Annotated in this window: 16 protein-coding genes and 1 tRNA gene; 11 read left to right on the forward strand and 6 right to left on the reverse strand. The window is 50.9% G+C overall.

The window, feature by feature from the left end:
* Positions 1–118 precede the first annotated feature (118 nt).
* The 5 genes from HV350_RS21495 (at position 119) to brxL (ending at position 9014) form a co-directional block, all read left to right on the forward strand.
* Positions 119–2092, forward strand: a complete 1974-nt coding sequence (locus HV350_RS21495) for a hypothetical protein (protein WP_220131609.1) — start codon at positions 119–121, stop codon at positions 2090–2092.
* Positions 2092–2538, forward strand: coding sequence for a hypothetical protein (locus tag HV350_RS21500; protein ID WP_181629287.1), 447 nt, complete (start codon positions 2092–2094; stop codon positions 2536–2538). Before HV350_RS21495 ends, HV350_RS21500 begins: the two co-directional genes overlap by 1 nt.
* Positions 2535–3875: a BREX-1 system adenine-specific DNA-methyltransferase PglX gene (gene pglX, locus HV350_RS21505; RefSeq protein ID WP_181630680.1), complete on the forward strand. Its 1341-nt coding sequence runs from the start codon at positions 2535–2537 to the stop codon at positions 3873–3875. Before HV350_RS21500 ends, pglX begins: the two co-directional genes overlap by 4 nt.
* A 217-nt stretch (positions 3876–4092) precedes the next feature.
* Complete coding sequence (gene pglZ, locus HV350_RS21510) at positions 4093–6696, forward strand: BREX-1 system phosphatase PglZ type A (protein WP_099433766.1); 2604 nt, start codon at positions 4093–4095, stop codon at positions 6694–6696.
* A 257-nt stretch (positions 6697–6953) separates the two neighbouring features.
* Complete coding sequence (brxL, locus tag HV350_RS21515) at positions 6954–9014, forward strand: protease Lon-related BREX system protein BrxL (RefSeq protein ID WP_171862425.1); 2061 nt, start codon at positions 6954–6956, stop codon at positions 9012–9014.
* A gap of 104 nt (positions 9015–9118) precedes the next feature.
* Here the strand turns inward: brxL and HV350_RS21520 are convergent, their stop codons facing one another.
* From HV350_RS21520 to HV350_RS21530, 3 genes are all read right to left on the reverse strand, one after another.
* Positions 9119–10150: an IS630-like element ISEc33 family transposase gene (locus HV350_RS21520; protein ID WP_046092923.1), complete on the reverse strand. Its 1032-nt coding sequence runs from the start codon at positions 10148–10150 to the stop codon at positions 9119–9121.
* Between the two features lie 149 nt (positions 10151–10299).
* Positions 10300–11568 carry an integrase arm-type DNA-binding domain-containing protein gene (locus HV350_RS21525; protein ID WP_094760997.1) on the reverse strand — a complete coding sequence of 423 codons (1269 nt, stop codon included), beginning with the start codon at positions 11566–11568 and terminating at the stop codon, positions 10300–10302.
* 199 nt (positions 11569–11767) lie between these two features.
* Positions 11768–11852, reverse strand: a tRNA-Leu gene (locus HV350_RS21530).
* A 220-nt stretch (positions 11853–12072) separates the two neighbouring features.
* Here HV350_RS21530 and HV350_RS21535 point away from each other — a divergent pair.
* Positions 12073–13092 (forward strand): NAD(P)-dependent alcohol dehydrogenase, encoded by a 1020-nt coding sequence (locus HV350_RS21535; protein ID WP_103283431.1) that lies wholly within the window; start codon positions 12073–12075, stop codon positions 13090–13092.
* Between the two features lie 30 nt (positions 13093–13122).
* Here the strand turns inward: HV350_RS21535 and idnK are convergent, their stop codons facing one another.
* The gene (idnK, locus tag HV350_RS21540; protein ID WP_137367032.1) at positions 13123–13644 is read right to left on the reverse strand and encodes a gluconokinase; all 522 of its coding nucleotides are present in this window, start codon (positions 13642–13644) and stop codon (positions 13123–13125) included.
* Between the two features lie 216 nt (positions 13645–13860).
* Between idnK and idnD the strand changes: the two genes are divergently transcribed.
* From idnD to HV350_RS21565, 5 genes are all read left to right on the forward strand, one after another.
* The gene (gene idnD, locus HV350_RS21545) at positions 13861–14904 is read left to right on the forward strand and encodes an L-idonate 5-dehydrogenase (RefSeq protein WP_181629289.1); all 1044 of its coding nucleotides are present in this window, start codon (positions 13861–13863) and stop codon (positions 14902–14904) included.
* An 11-nt stretch (positions 14905–14915) separates the two neighbouring features.
* On the forward strand, positions 14916–15680 hold the full coding sequence (gene idnO, locus HV350_RS21550; protein WP_181629291.1) for a gluconate 5-dehydrogenase: 765 nt from the start codon (positions 14916–14918) through the stop codon (positions 15678–15680).
* 187 nt (positions 15681–15867) lie between these two features.
* Positions 15868–17187, forward strand: coding sequence for a gnt-II system L-idonate transporter (idnT, locus tag HV350_RS21555; RefSeq protein WP_016155581.1), 1320 nt, complete (start codon positions 15868–15870; stop codon positions 17185–17187).
* 52 nt (positions 17188–17239) lie between these two features.
* Positions 17240–18238: a LacI family DNA-binding transcriptional regulator gene (locus tag HV350_RS21560; RefSeq protein WP_047358548.1), complete on the forward strand. Its 999-nt coding sequence runs from the start codon at positions 17240–17242 to the stop codon at positions 18236–18238.
* A 79-nt stretch (positions 18239–18317) separates the two neighbouring features.
* Positions 18318–19820, forward strand: coding sequence for a helicase HerA-like C-terminal domain-containing protein (locus tag HV350_RS21565; RefSeq protein WP_181629293.1), 1503 nt, complete (start codon positions 18318–18320; stop codon positions 19818–19820).
* 39 nt (positions 19821–19859) lie between these two features.
* On the opposite strand, the gene lptG is transcribed toward HV350_RS21565, so the two are convergent.
* Positions 19860–20942, reverse strand: coding sequence for an LPS export ABC transporter permease LptG (gene lptG, locus HV350_RS21570; RefSeq protein WP_008786067.1), 1083 nt, complete (start codon positions 20940–20942; stop codon positions 19860–19862).
* On the reverse strand, positions 20942–22042 hold the full coding sequence (lptF, locus tag HV350_RS21575; protein WP_016151506.1) for an LPS export ABC transporter permease LptF: 1101 nt from the start codon (positions 22040–22042) through the stop codon (positions 20942–20944). Before lptF ends, lptG begins: the two co-directional genes overlap by 1 nt.
* Between the last annotated feature and the right edge of the window lie 47 nt (positions 22043–22089).

Genomic DNA, 22089 nt, shown 5'->3' on the forward strand with positions numbered 1-22089 from the left:
AGCCTATCTCTTATCTGGAGATACAGCTACTGTCCGGTGTTTCAGGGGGCTACATCACCCAAAAGAACAGGCTATCCTTTTCAAGCCTGATTACCTTGAAACATGTTCCAGCCGTATCGTGTTTACAAACAACAAAAATAAATTATTCGTTCTGTCTGGCGCGGCTGGTATTGCTTTGGTCAATGCTATCTCTGAGCAGATTAATCAACGTGCAAGCGAATGGCGCTCTTTACCAAACCTTCCTGATTCAGCCGAATCAGTGGCAACCGATCTGCTTAAAGCAACCAGTCATATTGGTGAACAAGCCGATAATCTGCGTAAAACTGATGCTTTAACCCTGCATCGAGCTAGCTTCGCTCTCAATCTGCGTGACTATGAAGCTTACGAGCGCGACCTTCCGCCTGATGCCTGGAAAGAACACCGCCATGCTTTTTTTGATGCGGTAACAGGTCATTTGCTTACGCCGATAAAATTCTTCGAACTGGCTCAATACCTGCCACGTATCATTCGAATGGCAGTCGCTTGTGAAGATTTTAGCTATCTTGATAAAATGATTAAGGCTCTTAATAAGCTAACGGAAAAGGTCAAAGATCATTGCACTATATCGATTAAGGCTCTGCAGTCTTCCTTGCAATATCAACAACATGATTGGTGGAACACACTTTACGATGCTGTTGCTGAAAGCATTATTTCGTCTTTTCCACACAAGCTATGTGGTGAAGGAAAGGTTGCCTGGGAGGAATTCCGTAATACCTTACAGTTTAAAAAGCACTTAGAGTCTAGTCTGTTTAAACTTCTCGGCAGCAATGTCTTACAGGGAGCTCATGCTCGGCTATTCAGTTACGATCTAGCGCATATTCCACTTCGCTTCATCGGCCTGCCCAAAGAGATTGTGAGCCAGCGAGGCATCATTGCACGTAATAAATTAATCACCTCAGATGCACATGAGTTACTTCCTTGCAATATAACGGAAGGTATCCGTATTCTCGTGGATTGGCTCAAATTTAAAAGAGGGATCCCGGCAGGTCTAAATTTCGCTACTCGCCCTTTTAGCCTCAATGAGTTGTATTTGATAGCACCAGATCCGTTTAATTCGCTTCACTGCGCTAAGCTGAGCCAGGTGATGCAGGCTTTACGTGGTTTTGAGCTGACCAAGCACAAAATGCCGCATTGGAATAACGGTAAGAAAATACTTCAGATCCCTGATGGCGAACCTAAGTCCAAGCATACAATCGCGGTATCTAGCTGGGAAACTAGTGGGTCGAGTTTTGTCGCAGCGGTGATGAACAAACCCGATCCTGATAGTCGTCGCCGTTATCAGCGACTCAGTCGTCTAATCAATGAACTGATCTCCAGACCTGATAATAGTGGATATCTCATTTTACCGGAGCTGGCTTTACCACCGCAGTGGTTTATTCGCATAGCCCACAAACTTAAGGGGCGTGGTATTTCATTTATCAGTGGTGTGGAATATCTGCATGCTCCGAAAAAGCGCGTACGTAATCAGGTATGGGCCTCGCTGAGTCATGATGGTCTGGGCTTCCCATCTCTGATGCTCTACCGACAAGATAAGCAGCGACCTGCATTACATGAAGAACAGGAACTCTTCCGCCTTGCAGGTCTTGAATTAAGCCCTGCCACACAATGGACACAACCCCCGATTGTGCAACATGGAGATTTTCGTTTTGCATTGATGATCTGCAGCGAATTGACCAATATTCGTTATCGGGCAGATCTGCGCGGTAAAATCGATGCGTTATTTGTACCAGAATGGAACCCTGATACCGACACGTTTAATGCATTGGTAGAATCCGCTGCACTTGATATCCATGCCTACATCATCCAGTGTAATAATCGCCTTTATGGCGATAGCCGTATTCGTGCACCTTACAAAGAACGCTACCAACGCGACTTAATGCGCGTGAAAGGTGGGAATCACGATTACTGCATCACCGGTGAAATTGATGTAACGACCTTACGCCAATTCCAGTCCAACCACCGTTCACCAGGAAAACCCTTTAAGCCCGTTCCGGATGGATTTGCTCAGGATATGGCACATAACAGAAAAGAATTGCCAAAAGGAGACTCATAATGGTCCAGCAAGAAAATAACAACATGGACAAACACTTTTATCGAGCTTCAGCCAAGGATTTTGAAAAAATTCCGGGAAGCCCAATTGCATATTGGGTTAACGACATGGTTATTTCCAGCTTCAAATTTGAAAAGCTACGTGAAGTTGCTGATGCAAAACAAGGCATGGCCACCTCTGATAATGGCCGCTTCTTACGTTTCTGGCATGAAGTAAGCGCGGATAAATCATGTTTTGACTGCAAAAGTGCCGAAGAATCTGAAAGCAGACCTGAGAAATGGTACGCCTACAATAAAGGTGGAGAGTTTCGTCGTTGGTTTGGAAATAACGAATATTTGGTTAACTGGGAAAAAAATGGAGTAGAACTTAAAGAGTTTGTTGAAGAAATTAACAAGCTTAGACCTGGAGGACGCCTAAAAATCAAGAATACTATTTTCGTGAGAACATAACTTATTCATCGTTAAGCTCTGGCTTATTCTCTGCAAGATATAATCCTACAGGCTTTCTTTTCGATACCAAGGGATCTTGTATATTTCCTATATCTGTAGATAAACATGGGCTACTTGGTCTGTTGAATAGCAAGGTTGCTCAAACTTTTCTGAATATTCTTTGTCCGACACTTGACTACAGTTCAATAGGGATAAATGCGATACCGGTTAAATTACCAGAAAAAAAATTCTTGACCGAGACCCTCATTGAACTGTCAAAAAGTGATTGGGACTCTAATGAGCTTTCTTGGGCATTCAATAGATTACCTCTACTCCCACCAGTTTTCAGTGAGTTATTGTTGGATAACTGCTACCAAAAACTGCGTACATCTATGCACAATAAATCTCAGGAAATGCAACGCCTCGAAGAGGAGAATAACAGTCTTTTTATCGACACCTATGGCTTGCAAAATGAGCTGACGCCTGACGTACCACTAAGTGAAATAACCCTCACCTGTAACCCGCATTATCGCTATGGCGGTAATCTGACCGACAAAGAGCGAGAAGACAGACTGCAATCGGATACCGTCGTAGAACTGATTTCCTATTCGCTCGGCTGTATGATGGGGCGCTATTCACTAGATCGTGAGGGACTGGTTTATGCCCATGCCGGTAACAAAGGTTTTAAAACACTAGTTGAAGGAGGTGCTTATATCAGTTTCCCGGCTGATAGCGATGGTATTCTACCTCTGGCCTCAGAGACTTGGTTTGAGGATGATATTGCTGTTCGTTTTGTAGAGTTTATCCGCACTGTATGGGGGAATATTCATCTGGAAGAGAACTTGCAATTTATTGCCGATAGCCTGTGCTTAGCTGCGATCAAGCCAGTGAAAAAAGGAGGAGAAACCTCACGCGAGACGATTCGCCGCTATCTCTCGACCCAATTCTTTAAAGATCACTTGAAGACCTACAAAAAACGCCCGATCTACTGGCTATTCAGTTCAGGTAAAGAGAAAGCCTTTGAATGCTTGGTCTATTTACATCGCTACAATGAAACAACTCTCCCGCGCATGCGCACTGAGTATGTCACGCCCCTGCTCGGCCAAATGGATAGCCGTATTGAGCGCCTGCGCCTGCAGCAGAATGAAGCAGAAACAGCCGAAGCCAAACTCGTCGGTAAAGAGATCGATAGCCTGACCAAACAGCTTACCGAGCTGCGTTCTTTTGGCGACCAACTCAAACACTATGCTGATATGAAGATCCAGCTCGATCTCGACGATGGTGTTAAGATCAATTACGGCAAGTTCGGTACTTTATTAGCTGAAGTGAAAGCTATTACTGGTGATAAAGCCGAGTAAGTTCAAAAAGATAAAGCGGAGACACTAGTGTCTCCGCTTTATAACTTTGTTCTCACTGTCCCCTTGTACAAATCAGTTAGATTAGCTATCGAATCTTTAGCATGTGGGATTCGGTCACTCATCAACGTTCAGAGTTGGTATAATCATCTTCAACATTACACACTACCGCCGATTCACAGCCATGGTGCTGATGGCTTAATTATTCCGAGACGTACTGATGGATATCACTCAGCTTCAAACCGGGCTTAACAACAAATTCACCGCAGATAGGATTGTTTTCTGGCACGACCCAGAACAGAGCTTTACTGCACAGCTAACAGAACTCGCCATACTGTGGAACGGGTTGCCAGTAATAGTGCTCAATATGGCAGAGCAGTCACAGCTTCAGACGCGCAAACGCATTGAAATCGATGAACCCACGCAGGGGTTCCTTCTCTACTGGCCCAGTTCAGAACCATCACCAGCTAAAGACTGGTTGCTCGATATACGTCGTTATAGCACCACGTTTTATGCTGATGCAGCCTCAATTCTGCTTAATGACCTCGGTCTCGCCAATATGGCGCTGCGCGACCACATCGCGTCACGTAAAAGCTTTTTCGCCAACAAGGAGCGTACTGCAGCCTTTAAACGTCGCCTGGACGGCCGTGGCGGCATAGAAGATCCGCTATCACTTGATATGAAAATGATAAGTGTCGTGCTGACCTGTCATGCTCAGATTGCCGAAATAATGAAAAGCATTGGCGATCGGTTACTTGAGAATGCTGAAACCGCTCTTTTTCCGCTAGAACAGCATGGATTGCTGCCTGCATTTTGGCATTTAATGAACCGTGAATATGGATACCACATAGCTGAAGGGACAGAACCGTCACTACGCGAACTGATTCGTAAGTTACTGGTGAGTGAATGCTACGAACAGCTTGATGCTAAAGAGCGCCCTGTCTGGCTACAGTCACAACTATTAGCCACTCCCACCGGACGTGCGAATGCTATGGCTCTACTATCTGGTTGGCGTGATTCTAACCAGTACAGCAGCAATTTTGCCGACATCTCTGCACAGGTAGCGGATCAGCTCGAACTTGCTTCACGCCTGACAGCGCAAGATATCTGGCTCTGGGGAGAAGTCGAAGGCTTTGAAGCAGTCGAACAAGGTTTGATCCGTGAGCTGATATCTGGATTAAACAACGGTGACTTGAAACTGAATCGAGTAGAGTTTGCCCAACTAATCTCTCGTCGTCGACATGGATTCTGGGCCAGAACTATACCTAAATATGCATATATTTACCAGGCGCTGCAACAAGCTGAATTGTTGCTAGAACTACGCCGTTCGAAACCGGATGGTTTTCATTACACTTCAGCGCAAGAAATGTATCTTGCCTATGAAGCTGAATTGTTCCAGTTTGATGCAGCCTATCGCCTATTTAATGAAGCACTATTGCATCTGCAAGGGCAGTCGGTAGAAGTGCTGGCAGTACTGGCCAGTAAAATCGAAGATCTGTATGTGAACTGGTATCTATACCAACTGGGACTGACATGGGATGGGTTGCTAGATAAAGAGCAGTTGCTTGATAACTGGCAACTTGGTCTCCCTTCTCAGCATCGCTTCTATGATACAGTCATCAAACAACGCCTTACCCAAAGCGGCGTCAAGCGCCAGTTTGTTATTATCAGTGATGCCTTGCGCTATGAAGTTGCTCATGAGCTCCAGGGACAGATAAATGAAGCCAAGCGCTTCTCTGCACAGCTCAAGAGCCAGCTCGGGGTACTACCTAGCTACACGCAACTTGGCATGGCCGCCTTACTCCCTCATCAGCAACTTGACTATGCCGCTACCAACTCAACAGTATTAGTAGATGGACAGAACAGCGCGGGTTTAGAAAATCGCAGCACTATTCTAAGTAAGGTAGGTGGTATAGCGATTTCGGCCAAAAGTCTGCTGAGCTGGACCCGGGCAGAAGCTAACGAGGCGGTTGGTGACGCAAAGGTAATCTACGTCTATCACGATGTCATCGATGCTCAGAGTGAATCTCAGAAAAGTGAGCTCAAGACATTCATTCATGCCCGCCAGGCTATAGACGAACTGAATGGACTCATCAACAAAATTATCAATGGGTTTGGCGTTACTCGCGTAGTTATCACAGCCGATCATGGATTCTTATTCCAACAGGCCTCAGTTGAAAACGGGGTAAAATCGTCTCTGAAATACGAACCATCTGGAACTCTGGAAGCTTCAAAACGCTATCTCCTTGGTCGCAATTTACCAACAAACGAAGATGTCTGGCATGGGCAATTGCGTAATATTGTTGATGGTAACTCTGATGTGGAATTCTGGCTTCCGAAAGGAGTGAGCCGTTTCCATTTTGTTGGTGGAGCCCGCTTCGTCCATGGTGGTGCAATGTTGCAAGAGGTCTGTGTTCCAATACTTGAAGTACAAGAGCTGCGTGGCAAGAAACAAACTCTGCATGAAAAAACCAAAGTCGACATAGTTCCGGCATACCAACCCATTAAGCTGGTAAATGTTATCGATAAAATCCGCTTCCTGCAGACCGATGCCGTCGATGAACGTCATAAATCAAGAATGGTTCGTATCTCGGTGTTAGATAGTTCAGAACAAACCGTGTCAGCTATTGAGAAGCTACTCTTTGAAGCGACCTCAAGTAATCTGGATCAGCGCCAGCAAGACGTGCGTTTAAAACTGACCGGTGCTCAATTTGACCGCAAGGCGCAGTATCAATTGCTGCTCGTTGATGATGAGGATGGTATTGAAATGGCACGCTATCCAGTCACTATTGATTTGGCAATCCAGGATGAATTCGGTTTTTAATGGCTCGCAAAATAGCGATCCTGTGGATGTGATAAGTAAATTCTAATGTTGGGTGCCAGCTAATCAGTACCCGGGAGCAATACCAGATGCCACATGATGAGATAAATCCTACTGAAGGTGAGTTTGTAGGAAAGGAAACCGCACAAGAGCCAGCGGTGAATGTCACACATATCACGAACAATGTAGTGATCCAGCAGATGGACGTTTACACGGAGAAGCTTGCCCAGCCGAGCGGAACTACTGTTGATGAGGCTTCTATGCTCAGCATTGACGATGAGTTATCTCAGCATGCCAGCATGGATCTTGATGCCCGTCTAAATCGTTACTTTAAGGGTAAAGTTGTCCGTAAGGATTTGACCAAACAGCTAAAAGAAGGGGCTAATGTCCCTGTCTATGTACTGGAATATCTGCTCGGTATGTACTGTGCTTCAGACGATGATGAAGTGGTACGCGAAGGTCTTGAAAACGTCAAAAAAATCCTCGCTGAGAACTATGTTCGCCCGGATGAGGCTGAGAAAGTAAAATCTCTGATTCGTGAGCGTGGTAGCTTTAAAGTGATCGATAAGATCGGAGTAAAGCTCAACCAGAAGAAAGATGTCTACGAGGCTCAGCTTTCGAACCTCGGTATCAAAGATGCCGTGATCCCCGCCAACATTGTTAAAGCTAACGAGAAGCTGCTCACCGGGGGGATCTGGTGTATCGTTACTCTTAACTATTTTTATGAAGAAGGGCAAAGAATTTCGCCCTTCTCAATTTTCAACCTTAAGCCGATCCAGATGCCCTCCATGGATATGGAAGAACTTTTTGCCGCCCGGGCTAATTTCTCAACAGACCAATGGCTGGATACCCTGATCCGCTCTATTGGCATGGAGCCAACCAATCTGAAGCAACGGGTGAAATGGCATCTGTTAACGCGGATGATCCCCTTTGTTGAGAACAACTATAACGTCTGCGAACTCGGCCCACGTGGTACCGGTAAAAGCCACGTCTATAAAGAGTGCTCGCCTAATTCATTACTAGTCTCAGGTGGCCAGACGACGGTCGCCAATCTGTTTTACAACATGAGTTCCCGGCAGGTTGGGCTGGTAGGCATGTGGGATGTAGTAGCTTTTGACGAAGTGGCTGGTATTACCTTCAAGGATAAAGATGGTGTCCAGATCATGAAGGATTACATGGCATCGGGCTCTTTTTCCCGTGGCCGTGATTCTATCGAAGCCAAAGCATCCATGGTATTTGTCGGCAACATAAACCAAAGCGTAGAAACGTTAGTCAAAACCAGTCACCTGCTGGCACCTTTCCCGGAAGCGATGATCGATACAGCCTTCTTTGACCGTTTCCATGCCTATATCCCAGGCTGGGATATCCCTAAGATGCGGCCTGAATTTTTTACCAATAACTACGGTCTGATCACCGACTATCTGGCCGAATATATGCGAGAAATGCGCAAGCGTAGTTTCTCTGATGCTATCGACCGCTTCTTTAAACTCGGGAACAACCTCAACCAACGCGATGTAATCGCAGTACGCCGCACGGTCTCAGGTTTGCTCAAATTACTGTATCCTCATGGTGTGTTTGGTAAAGAGGAGGTACGTCCTTGTCTCACCTACGCATTAGAGTTACGTCGTAGAATCAAAGAGCAGTTGAAAAAACTAGGCGGCATGGAGTTTTTCGATGTTCATTTCAGCTATCTCGACAACGAAACTCTGGAAGAGTTTTTCGTCAATGTACCTGAGCAAGGCGGGAGCCAGTTGATCCCCGAAGGTCTGAGTAAACCGGGAGTTGTGCACATGGTTACCAAGGGTGTCACAGGCCAACTGGGCCTGTATCGCTTCGAGACTCAGATGACCCCCGGTAATGGTAAACACACGACATCTGGCCTAGGCTCCAATACACCAGCAAAAGAAGCAATCCGTATAGGTTTTGATTATTTCAAAGGCAACCTAAATCGCATCAGTGCTACCGCCAAATTTTCCGAGCATGAATACCATCTACATGCCGTTGAGTTACATAACTCAGGCCCTAGTACCAAAACCAGCCTTGCCGCCTTGGTAGCCTTCTGTTCCATTTTGATGGGCAAGCCAGTGCAAGAACAGATGGTCGTGCTCGGAGATATGACACTTGGTGGTGTGGTGAATCCGGTCGAAGATCTGGCTGGTAGTTTGCAACTGGCAATGGATAGTGGGGGCAAACGTGTGCTGCTGCCGATGGCATCAGCTTCTGATATCCCAACTGTGCCTGCTGAAATTTTCTCCAAATTCCAAATCAGTTTCTATGCAGATCCGGTGGATGCTGTGTATAAAGCATTGGGCGTTCATTGATATAAATGCACCACATCCAAATCTATTATGAGTGGATGTTATTCAAATAATGTTCCCGGAATAAACCACTGACCAGCTCCACTAAATAGCTGCGCCTAATACCGCTACACTTTTGCCTGACCATGTTTTCCTCCGGGGAATGGGCTGGCGGTTTCCATAAAATGGCGGACCTTTTTCAGTAACTGCCACATTGAGCGGCACTGATGATTACGGGTTATCGTGTCATGAAGTGCCTGCCATAGCCGTTCCACATGATTCACCCACGGCGAGTAAACCGGCTGGTAAATTACCCTGAACTTGGGATTTGCTTTCAACCAGCGCTGTGTTTCGCGGCTTTTATGGATAATGTAGTTATCAACGATCAGCGTGATTGTTTTCGCCCGCCGGTAAGTGGCTTTCAGGTGCTTCAGCAGAGCGATAAACAGCGCTGAACTTTTGCTGTTGCCGCCCACGTAGCTGACTTTACCCGTGCCACTGTGCAGTGCGCCGGCCAGATAGTATTTTTCGTTCTGCCCCGGCGTCACTACCCGTTTCTGCTGTCCGCGCAACTGCCAGTCCGCACCGATTTTAGGATTAAGGTGGATATCCACTTCATCTTCATAAAATACCGGATGCTCTGCGCTGCATTCATCCAGCGCTTTGTGGATTACCGCCATCTTTTCATCTTTATGTGGGTCACGGATACGCAGAGTTGGCGCGGCCCTGCGCCATACAAGCCCCGCAGATGGCAACCAGCGGCGAACGGTTCCTGCATGTAACTGGCAACCGGTTATCTCATTGATTTTTATTGCCAGTAATTCGGTGCTCCAGCGTGAACGTTGATAACCAAAATCGCCGGGAGAATGCTTTATCAGCTCACGTAACAGGGTGCAGATATGTTCAAAAGGCCAGCGTCGGGAGCGCCCTGCGGGTAAGGATTTCAGGCCTTCAATACCTGAGTGCGTAAACCAGTTAATCCAGCGACCAACGGATGAACGGGCACAACAGAGAGTTCTGGCAACATCGCTGACCCGTTCACCCCGATGAAGCATCAGCATGGCCGTGAGTCTGCGGGCATGATTTTTATCGCGCGTTTTATGAATAGCTTTCTGCATCAGGCGTCGTTCGCCACGGGGTATTGGTGCTATGATCGGCATCGCTCAGTCCGGTTGGTGGTTTTGGTTGGTTTGGCGATTGATCAGATCGCACAATCCGGGCTGAGTTCCCTTTCAGTGATCTACTATTCCGCGCAGCTATTTAGGGGCTGGTCAGTCAATTTTAATTTAAATACGCCCTGACAAATATTTCACTCACCATTCCCTTGGTTGATCTTCGCATAGTCAAACGGCGTAATCCCTTTCTCCCGGTTCGCATCTAGGAAATCCGCCCACCATTGCAGCATCAGTTTGCGTTCGTCGATAAACTCCGCCTTATGGATATACGCTGCCCGCACTGAGTTACGTTCCATATGGCTCATCTGCCGTTCTACCGCATCCTTCGACCATAGCCCTGACTCAATCAATGAGCTACAGGCCATCGTGCGGAAGCCGTGACCACAAACCTCAACCTTGGTGTCATAGCCCATCACCCGCAATGCACTGTTCACCGTGTTTTCACTCATGGGTTTACGTGGATCGTGATCGCCAATGAAAATCAGTTCATGCTTGCCACAGAACTGCTTTATCTGTTTCAGGATCTCCTGCGCCTGCTTAGACAAAGGCACCAGATGCGGTGTATGCATCTTTGAGCCGCGATGAGAATGCTTAACGCCAGGTATGGGTTCTCTCTCAGGAGGGATCGTCCACATCGAGGTTTCAAAATCTATCTCCGACCAGCGTGCAAAACGCAGTTCACTGGAACGAATAAAGATAAGCAGGGTGAGTTCGGTTGCCCAACGGGTTAATGGTCTTCCGGTATAGCCATCTATTTTCTGAAGCAGTTCTGGAATACGCTTTAAGGCCAGCGCAGGACGATGCTTTCGATTGCCAGAAGCAACCGCTCCTGCCATCTCCTGAGCCGGATTGTAATCAATTAAACCGCTTTGTACTGCATAACGCATGATGGCCGTAGTACGTTGTTGGAGACGGGAAGCCACTTCAAGACGTCCAGACGTCTCTACGGCCTTAATGGGAAGTAACAAATCGCGGGTGCTCAATTCAGCAATATTGCGCGTCCCAATCGCCGGAAAAACATTATCCTCCAGACTCTTTTTCACACGCTCAGCGTGGTCTTCCGACCATTTCTGGTTGGTCGCGAGCCAATCTCGGGCAACCTTCTCGAAAGTAATAATCTCTTTCGCCTGTTCTTCTTTCACTGCACGTTTATGTTCGCGTGGATCGATACCAGCAGCTACCAGCTTCCTGGCCTCCTCCCTTTTCTTCCTGGCATCCGCAAGTGAAACTTCGGGATAAACGCCAAACGCCATCACATGCTGTTTGCCACCAAAGCGAAAACGAAATCGCCAATATTTGGAGCCATTCGCATGCACCAGTAAAAACAGGCCATCACCATCAGATAGTGGGTTTGCATTATCTTCAGGTTTTGCCGAACGGACTTTAGTATCAGTCAGAGCCATGATGGTTCTCCTTCCATGTACCGCCGTGAGTATACAAACATTATCGAATCAGCATATATACTCAGTTATATACTCACAAGCGACTTGATGTGGGTTGACCCAGGTTGACTTCATCTGAAGGGAAAATCGCGGAAAGCCTTATATGGCGCGGATTTCAGGCATAAAAAAAGACCTCAGTTGAGGTCTATTTACATACTTTTGGTGCCGAAGGCCGGACTCGAACCGGCACGTATTTCTACGGTTGATTTTGAATCAACTGCGTCTACCGATTTCGCCACTCCGGCACGGAAGGGATGCGGAAAACGTTGTGGATTATACCTGTCATGCGCCACCATGCAAGCACCAGCGTGTGCCTGACTCGCTAAGTGTTGAAAATTTCAGCATTCCCTTTCTCACCTGTAACCATCGTCACAGTTTGCCCCCTTATTAATCCCCCCTTCTGCGAAGCGTCCCGTTTCCCCATGCTCTACACTTCCAGTTCAACACCACACTGAGGGAAACACGATGTCGATGATAAAAAGCTACGCCGCAAAAGCGGCGGGCAGCGAACTCGAACTCTATGAATATGATGCGGGCGAGCTTAAGCCGGAAGATGTCGAAGTCCAGGTCGATTACTGCGGTATCTGCCATTCCGATTTGTCGATGATCGACAACGAATGGGGGTTCTCTCAGTATCCACTGGTTGCCGGGCATGAGGTGATTGGTCGCGTGGCGGCGCTCGGCAGCGCGGCGCAAGATAAAGGTCTGAAGGTTGGTCAGCGAGTCGGCATTGGCTGGACGGCGCGCAGCTGCGGGCATTGCGACGCCTGTATCAGCGGCAATCAGATTAACTGCCTGGAAGGTTCCGTTCCCACTATTCTCAATCGCGGTGGCTTTGCCGAGAAGCTGCGGGCCGACTGGCAATGGGTGATCCCGCTGCCGGAAAGCATCGATCTGGCGGCGGCGGGTCCCTTGCTGTGCGGTGGTATCACGGTGTTCAAACCGCTGCTGATGCACCATATCACCGCCACCAGCCGCGTTGGGGTGATCGGCATCGGCGGCCTGGGGCATATCGCCATTAAGCTGTTACACGCGATGGGGTGCGAAGTGACCGCGTTCAGCTCCAATCCGGCGAAAGAGCAGGAAGTGCTGGCGATGGGGGCGGATAAGGTGGTTAACAGCCGCGATCCGGATGCGCTAAAAGCGCTGGCGGGCCAGTTCGATCTCATTATTAACACGGTTAACGTCGATCTCGACTGGCAGCCTTATTTTGAAGCACTGGCCTACGGCGGTAACTTCCATACCGTCGGCGCGGTGCTGAAGCCGCTGCCGGTGCCAGCGTTCACCTTAATTGCCGGCGATCGCAGCATCTCCGGTTCAGCAACCGGTACGCCGTTCGAACTGCGCAAGCTGATGAAGTTTGCCGGGCGTAGCAAGGTGTCGCCCACCACCGAACTGTACCCGATGTCGCGAATTAACGACGCTATCCAGCACGTGCGTGACGGCAAAGCCCGCTACCGCGTGGTGCTGAAAGCCGACTTCTGATGCAAGGCTCAGTCCCGCAAGGGGCTGGGCTTATTGCCCGTTACGAAACGCGAGCACCGCCTGGCGGCACTGTTCCGTCACATGCTCAATGTCATGGTTCACGTCGATGCGGGCAATATCACGTTCGTCCTCCTGCGGGCACTCCAGCGCATCGAACTGGCTTTTTAGTAATCCCACCGGCATAAAATGCCCTGCCCGACGCTGCATGCGCGCCAGAATGGTCTCGTAATCGCCGTCCAGCCACAAAAAATGCACATTCGGACTGCCCTGCCGCAATATATCGCGATACTGTTTTTTTAATGACGAGCAGACAATAAACCCGGTCTCATTCTTTTTATATAAACTGTATGAAGCGTCATTTAATCGCGCTAGCCACGGTAGTCGGTCTTCATCGGTTAATGGAATACCTTCAGACATTTTATCAATATTTTTGGCCGGATGGAGATCGTCACCATCAATGAATTTAGCCGATAATAGCGCAGCAATTTTGCTGCCAATTAAAGATTTACCGCTACCCGAAACGCCCATCAAAATATAACTTTCCCCGGCCATTGAAAAACTCCAGATTCATATTCCATGGCGCGATACTACGCCTTCCACATTGCAGAATTCACCTTTTTTCGGCGTGGCTGAGCAGATTTACAAGGCGCATCACGTTATGCGTAACATTGTAGTGTAACAATTTTCCAGCGTGATCTTTATCACAAATAATAACAATCAAAACCGTTTAAATGCTGCCGAGGTTACTACCTGACCAGTGAGGCATTTATGCAAGTCAAAACCCAATCCTGCGTTGTCGCGGGTAAGAAAACTGTTGCCATTACCGACCAAAATATTGAATGGAATAATAAAGGAACGCTGGTAAAAATTACCCGCGGCGGAATTTGTGGTTCCGACTTACATTATTATCAGGAAGGAAAAGTCGGTAATTTTACCGTTAAAGCACCGATGATTTTAGGCCATGAAGTTATTGGTAAAGTGGTGCACAGCGACTCAAAAGAATTACATGAAGGTCAGTCGGTGGCTATTAATCCGTCGAAGCCCTGTGGCCACTGTAAATACTGTCTGCAGCACGAAGAAAACCAGTGCACGGAAATGCGCTTTTTTGGCAGCGCCATGTATTTTCCCCACGTTGACGGCGGCTTTACCCGATTTAAAACCGTCGATACCGCGCAGTGCATCCCCTACCCCCAGCACGCCGATGAAAAAGTCATGGCCTTTGCCGAACCGCTGGCAGTCGCGATCCACGCCGCGCATGAAGCAGGAGACCTGCAGGGCAAGCGCGTGTTTATCTCCGGCGTGGGGCCTATCGGCTGCCTGATCGTCAGCGCGGTGAAAACGCTCGGCGCAGCAGAAATTGTCTGTGCTGATATCAGCCCGCGCTCGCTGTCGCTGGCCCAGCAGATGGGTGCTGACACGCTGATTAACCCGCAGCAGGACTCGCTCGATGAGTGGAAAAAAGAAAAAGGCTACTTCGACATCAGCTTCGAAGTCTCTGGTCATCCGTCCTCAATCACCACCTGCCTGGAAGTCACCCGCGCGAAAGGCGTGATGGTGCAGGTCGGCATGGGCGGTGCGGTGCCGGACTTCCCGATGATGATGCTGATCGGCAAAGAGATCGCGCTCAAAGGCTCGTTCCGCTTTACCACCGAGTTCAACACTGCGGTGTCGTGGCTGGCGAATAACGTTATCGATCCGCTGCCATTACTCAGCGCCGAATATCCGTTTACCGAGCTTGAACAGGCGCTGATCTTTGCCGGGGATAAAACCCAGGCAGCGAAAGTCCAGCTCGTTTTTGCTGAAACAAAATAAGGAAGAACATAATGAACGATCTTTTTTCACTGGATGGCAAAAATATTCTGATCACCGGTTCGGCCCAGGGTATTGGTTATTTACTGGCGACCGGGCTGGGTAAATATGGCGCGCAGATTATCGTCAATGATATTACGCCGGAGCGCGCGGAGGCTGCCGTCGCCAAACTGCAACAGGAAGGGATCCGCGCCGTTGCCGCGCCCTTCAATGTTACGCAGAAACAGGACATTGATGCCGCCATCGACCATATCGAAAAAGACATTGGCCCAATCGATGTGCTGGTGAATAACGCCGGTATTCAGCGCCGCCATCCGTTTACCGAGTTCCCGGAGCAGGAATGGAACGATGTGATTGCCGTTAACCAGACGGCGGTGTTCCTGGTCTCGCAGGCAGTAACGCGTCGGATGGTGGAACGTCAGGCCGGGAAGGTCATCAACATCTGCTCCATGCAGAGCGAACTGGGCCGCGACACCATCACGCCGTATGCCGCCTCGAAAGGCGCGGTGAAAATGCTCACCCGCGGTATGTGCGTTGAGCTGGCGCGCCACAATATCCAGGTCAACGGTATCGCACCGGGCTACTTCAAAACCGAGATGACCAAAGCGCTGGTCGAGGATGAAGCCTTCACCGCCTGGCTGTGCAAACGTACGCCAGCCGCGCGCTGGGGCGATCCGCAGGAGCTGATTGGCGCAGCGGTCTTCCTCTCTTCCAAAGCATCCGATTTTGTTAACGGGCACCTGTTGTTTGTCGATGGCGGCATGCTGGTCGCCGTCTGATACAACACAACGCAACATCACGCAGCGCCCAGGCGCTGCATTTTTGGCCACCCCTAAATAATTCGAGTTGCAGGACGGCGGCAAGTGAATGAACCCGATGAGCTAACTTGAGTAAGTGATTCGGGTGAGTGAGCGTAGCCAACACACCTGCAACTTGAAGTATGACGGGGATATAAGAGAAACGATTATGCCATTAATAATAATTGCGGCAGGCGTCGCGCTGCTCCTGGTCCTGATGATTGGTTTTAAAGTTAACGGCTTTATTGCTCTGGTCCTGGTGGCGGCGGTCGTCGGTTTTGCCGAAGGGATGGATGCCCAGGCCGTTTTGCACTCAATACAAAATGGGATCGGCGGGACGCTCGGCGGTCTGGCGATGATCCTTGGCTTCGGTGCAATGCTCGGTAAGCTGATTTCCGATACCGGCGCGGCTCAGCGCATCGCCACCACGCTGATTGGCACGTTTGGTAAGAAACGCGTGCAGTGGGCGCTGGTGATCACCGGTCTGGTGGTGGGTCTGGCGATGTTTTTCGAAGTCGGCTTTGTTCTGCTGCTGCCGCTGGTGTTTACGGTGGTGGCCTCTTCCGGCCTGCCGCTGCTGTATGTTGGCGTCCCGATGGTAGCTGCGCTGTCCGTGACCCACTGTTTTCTGCCGCCGCATCCGGGGCCGACCGCGATTGCCACCATTTTCGAGGCTAATCTCGGCACCACCCTGCTGTACGGCTTTATTATTACTATCCCGACGGTGATTGTTGCCGGGCCGCTGTTTTCTAAGCTGCTGACCCGCTTTGAGAAAGCGCCGCCGGAAGGGTTATTCAACCCGCATCTGTTCACCGAAGAAGAGATGCCGTCGTTCTGGAACAGTATCTTTGCCGCAGTAATCCCGGTCATACTGATGGCGGTCGCCGCAGTGTGCGAAATCACGCTGCCGAAAACCAACAGCGTACGGGTGTTCTTTGAGTTTATCGGTAACCCTGCGGTCGCGTTGTTTATCGCTATCGTGCTCGCCATTTTTACCCTTGGTCGGCGTAACGGACGTACGATCGAGCAAATTATGGATATCATTGGCGACTCTATCGGTGCGATTGCGATGATTGTGTTTATCATCGCCGGGGGCGGCGCGTTTAAGCAGGTTCTGGTCGACAGCGGCGTGGGGCAATATATCTCGCACCTGATGACCGGCACGTCGCTTTCTCCGTTGCTGATGTGCTGGACGGTCGCCGCCTTGCTGCGTATCGCGCTCGGTTCAGCCACCGTGGCGGCGATCACCACCGCAGGCGTGGTGCTGCCGATTATCAACGTCACTCATGCCGACCCGGCGCTGATGGTGCTGGCTACCGGCGCGGGCAGCGTGATTGCCTCCCACGTTAACGATCCGGGATTCTGGCTGTTTAAAGGCTATTTTAATCTCAGCGTCGGGGAAACGTTGCGTACCTGGACGGTAATGGAGACGCTGATTTCCATTATGGGGCTGCTGGGGGTTCTGGCGCTGAACGCCATTCTGCATTAAGACAGTCATCACCGGGGAGCACAGATCCGCGCTCCCCGGCACTGGAGAGAAAATGAGGAACCACAGAATTTCTTTGCAAGACATCGCCACGCTGGCGGGCGTGACCAAAATGACGGTGAGCCGCTACATTCGCTCGCCAAAAAAGGTCGCAAAGGAAACCGGTGAACGCATCGCGCAGATTATGGAGGAGATTAATTACATCCCCAACCGCGCGCCCGCGATGCTGCTGAATGCGCAAAGCTATACGCTTGGCGTGCTGATCCCCTCGTTTCAAAACCAGCTGTTCGCTGACATTCTGGCCGGCATTGAGTCGGTCACCTCGGACCATAACTATCAGACGCTGATCGCCAACTACAATTACGACCGGGAATCCGAGGAAGAGTCGGTGATCAATCTGCTGTCATACAATATCGACGGCATTATCCTGTCCGAGAAATACCACACCCTGCGCACGGTTAAGTTTCTGCGTTCAGCCAACATTCCGGTGGTGGAGCTGATGGATATTCAGGGCGATCGTCTGGACATGGAAGTAGGCTTCGATAACCGTCAGGCGGCATTTGATATGGTCAGCACCATGCTGGATAAACGCCAGCGGCGCAAAATCCTCTATCTCGGTTCGAAAGACGACGTCCGCGATGAACAGCGCTATCGCGGCTATTGCGATGCCATGACGCGCCGGGGTCTGGTGCCGCTGCGCGTCAATCCGCGTTCTATTTCGTCCATCCATCTCGGCACCCAGATGATGCGGGACGCGCTCGCCGCGCATCCGGATTTAGACGGCGTTTTTTGCACCAACGACGATATTGCGATGGGCGCGCTGCTGCTGTGCCGCGAGCGCGATCTGGCCGTTCCGGAACAGATCTCGATTGCCGGTTTCCACGGGCTGGAAATGGGCAGGCAGATGATCCCAAGCCTCGCCAGCGTGATCACCCCGCGTTTTGACATTGGCCGCATGGCAGCGCAGATGTTGCTGAGCAAAATCAAGAACAACGACCATAACCACAACACCGTGGATTTGGGGTACCAGATTTATCACGGCAATACGCTTTAAGTCATTTTCTCTGGCCATCGCATACTCTCTTTGATGGACATTGCCTATACTCCAGGCAAGATAAATGGAGGAAATCTCAATGAGCACACCCCTGCTAATTGCCCGCACGCCGGACACCGAACTGTTTTTACTGCCAGGCATGGCCAACCGTCACGGACTGATTACCGGCGCGACCGGGACCGGTAAAACCGTCACGCTACAGAAGCTGGCCGAATCGCTGTCTGAAATTGGCGTACCGGTATTTATGGCCGATGTGAAAGGCGACTTAACCGGCGTGGCCGAGGAAGGGCAGGCCTCTGAAAAGCTGCTCGCCCGCCTGAAAAATATCGGCATTACCGACTGGCAACCGCATGCTAATCCGGTCACGGTGTGGGATATCTTCGGCGAAAAAGGTCACCCCGTGCGGGCCACGGTATCTGACCTCGGCCCGCTGCTGCTGGCCCGTTTGCTGAACCTCAACGACGTGCAGTCCGGCGTGCTGGATATTATCTTCCGCATTGCTGATGACCAGGGTCTGCTGCTGCTCGATTTCAAAGACCTGCGAGCCATTACCCAGTACATCGGCGATAACGCCAAATCCTTCCAGAATCAGTATGGCAATATCAGCAGCGCCTCGGTCGGGGCAATTCAGCGTGGACTGCTGTCGCTGGAGCAACAGGGGGCGGCGCACTTCTTTGGCGAACCGATGCTGGACATCAAAGACTGGATGCGAACTGACGCCAGCGGCAAAGGGATGATCAACATCCTCAGCGCAGAGAAGCTCTACCAGATGCCCAAACTGTACGCCGCCAGCCTGCTGTGGATGCTCTCCGAACTGTACGAACAGCTGCCGGAAGCAGGCGATCTGGAGAAGCCAAAACTGGTGTTCTTCTTCGATGAAGCTCACCTGCTGTTCAACGACGCCCCGCAGGTGCTGCTGGATAAAATCGAACAGGTGATCCGCCTGATCCGCTCGAAAGGGGTCGGCGTGTGGTTCGTCTCGCAAAACCCGTCAGATATTCCAGACAACGTGCTCGGTCAGTTGGGGAACCGCGTGCAGCACGCCCTGCGCGCGTTTACACCGAAGGATCAGAAAGCGGTGAAAACCGCCGCGCAAACCATGCGCGCCAACCCGGCATTTGATACCGAAAAAGCCATTCAGGAACTGGGAACCGGCGAGGCGCTGGTGTCGTTTCTGGACGCCAAAGGCAGCCCGTCGGTGGTTGAACGAGCAATGGTGATTGCGCCGTGCTCGCGGATGGGACCGGTGACGGATGACGAGCGTAACGGGCTGATTAATCACTCCTCGCTGTACGGTAAATATGAAGAACAGGTCGACCGCGAGTCCGCCTATGAGCGTTTACAGCATGGAGTGCAGGCCAGCACCGAGCAGCAAAATACGCCTCCCGCCAACGGTAAAGCGATCGGTGTGGACGGCGGTATTCTCGGTGGATTGAAGGATATTCTGTTTGGCAGCACCGGACCGCGCGGCGGCAAGCGCGATGGCGTGGTACAGAGCGTGGCGAAAAGCGCAGCGCGGCAGGTCACCAATCAGATAATCCGCGGCATGTTGGGGAGTTTAATGGGCGGGAGAAAACGCTAGCAGGAAGGCGCCCCTCCCGCACAGCGGGAGGGGCGAATATCAGGACTTACGCAGCATCAGCCACAGGCTTATCAGGAAGAAGCTGGCGCTTGGCAGCAACGCGCCGATAATCGGCGGAATGCCGTATACCAGCGTCAGCGGGCCAAAGATTTGGTCCAGCACATAGAACACAAAGCCGAAGCTAATCCCTGTCACCACGCGCACGCCCATCGGGACGCTACGCAGCGGACCAAAGATAAACGACAGCGCCATCAGCATCATTACCGCCACAGACAGCGGCTGGAAGACTTTGCTCCACATATTGAGCTGGTAGCGTCCGGCGTCCTGGCCGCTCGACTTCAGGTACTTCACGTAGTTATGCAGACCACTAATCGAGAGCGCATCAGGATCCAACGCCACAACGCCGAGCTTGTCGGGTGTAAGGTTGGTTTTCCAGGTGCCGCTCACCGTCTGCGAGCCGGTGATTTGCTTCGGATCGGTCAGGTTGGATTCATCCACCTGCGACAAACGCCAGACCTTCTGCTCCGGGTCAAACGTCGCGCTTGCGGCATAGCGGACGGACTGCAAACGGCGCTTGTCGTTAAAGGAGTAGATGCTAATTCCGCCTAACTCGGCGTCACCTTTCACCCGCTCAATGTAGACAAAGCTGTCGCCATCTTTCGCCCACAAACCTTGCTGGGTCGAGAGCAGCGAGCCGCCGTACATCTGCTGCGCGCGGTAGTTACGCGCCATCTGTTCGCCCTGCGGCGCCACCCATTCGCCGATGGCCATCGTCAGCAACACCAGCGGAATCGCGGTTTTCATCACCGATAACGCCACCTGCATACGGGTAAAGCCAGAAGCCTGCATGACCACCAGTTCACTGCGCTGCGCCAGCATGCCCAGCCCCAGCAAAGCACCCAGCAGCGCCGCCATCGGGAAGAAGATCTGGATATCTTTCGGCGCGCTGAGCAGGGTATACAGCCCGGCGCCCATCGCATCGTAGCTCCCCTGCCCGGCTTTTTTCAGCTGGTCGACAAACTTGATGATCCCGGAGAGCGACACCAGCATGAACAACGTCATCATGATGGTGGTGAAAATGGTTTTACCGATATAGCGGTCAAGTACACCAAAAGGCTGCATTATACCGCTCCTTTACGCATAAAACGGGCACGTAAGCGGCGCATCGGCACCGTATCCCAGAGGTTAAGCACAATCGCCAGCGCCAGATACGCCAGGTTAACCGTCCACATCCAGAACACCGGATCCAGCTTACCTTTGCCGCCGTTCGACTTCAGCGATGTCTGAACCAGGAAGAACAGCAAATAGAGCAGCATTGCTGGCAGCATGGACAGTACGCGACCCTGACGCGGGTTAACCACGCTCAGCGGTACAACCATCAGCGCCATCATAAATACGGTGAATACTAACGTGATACGCCAGGTCAGCTCCGCACGGGCGCGATCGGTGTCGGTCGTCCATAGCGTACGCATGGTCATCTGGTCGGTATCGTTTGGATCCAGCGCCACGGCCTGATGACCGATAATCGCCTGATAATTCTGGAAGTCGGTAATGCGGAAATCGCGCAGCAGCGCGGTCCCTTCAAAACGCGTCCCCTGGTTCAGCGTCACGACCTGGGAGCCATCGCGCAATTGGGTAAGATGACCGGAGTCCGCTACCACCACCGAAGGACGGGCGTTACCTTTCGGGCGGATTTGCGCGAGGAACACATCGTTGAAGTTACTGCCGTCAACGCTTTCGATAAACAGCACCGAGCCGCCGTTAGTCGCCTGCTGGAATTGCCCCTGAGCAAGCGCCGCCATACCGGGGTTCGCTTTCGCCTCCGCCAGGACTTCGTCCTGATGTCTGGAGGACCACGGTCCGGCCCACATCACGTTGACCGCCGCAATAATACTGGTAAACAGCGCCAGCACCATCGCCGCTTTCACTAAGACAGCCTTGCTCAGCCCGCAGGCGTGCATGACCGTAATTTCACTTTCGGTATACAGTTTGCCCAGCGTCATCAACAGCCCGAGGAACAGGCTTAATGGCAAGATAAGTTGCGCCATTTCTGGCACGCCCAGCCCCAGCAGCGAGAGCACCAGATTCGCCGGGATATCACCGTCAACCGCCGCACCAAGGATCCTGACTAACTTTTGACAAAAGAAGATCAAAAGCAGGATGAATAGGATCGCAAGTTGGCTTTTGAGCGTTTCCCGAACCAGATATCTTATGATTATCACTTTAAATACGCCCGTAAAAACCCGTCTTTTGCCGGAATTTAGCTTGT

Origin of the sequence: Citrobacter sp. RHBSTW-01013, from assembly GCF_013781985.1 — a bacterium.
Classification (GTDB): domain Bacteria; phylum Pseudomonadota; class Gammaproteobacteria; order Enterobacterales; family Enterobacteriaceae; genus Citrobacter; species Citrobacter braakii.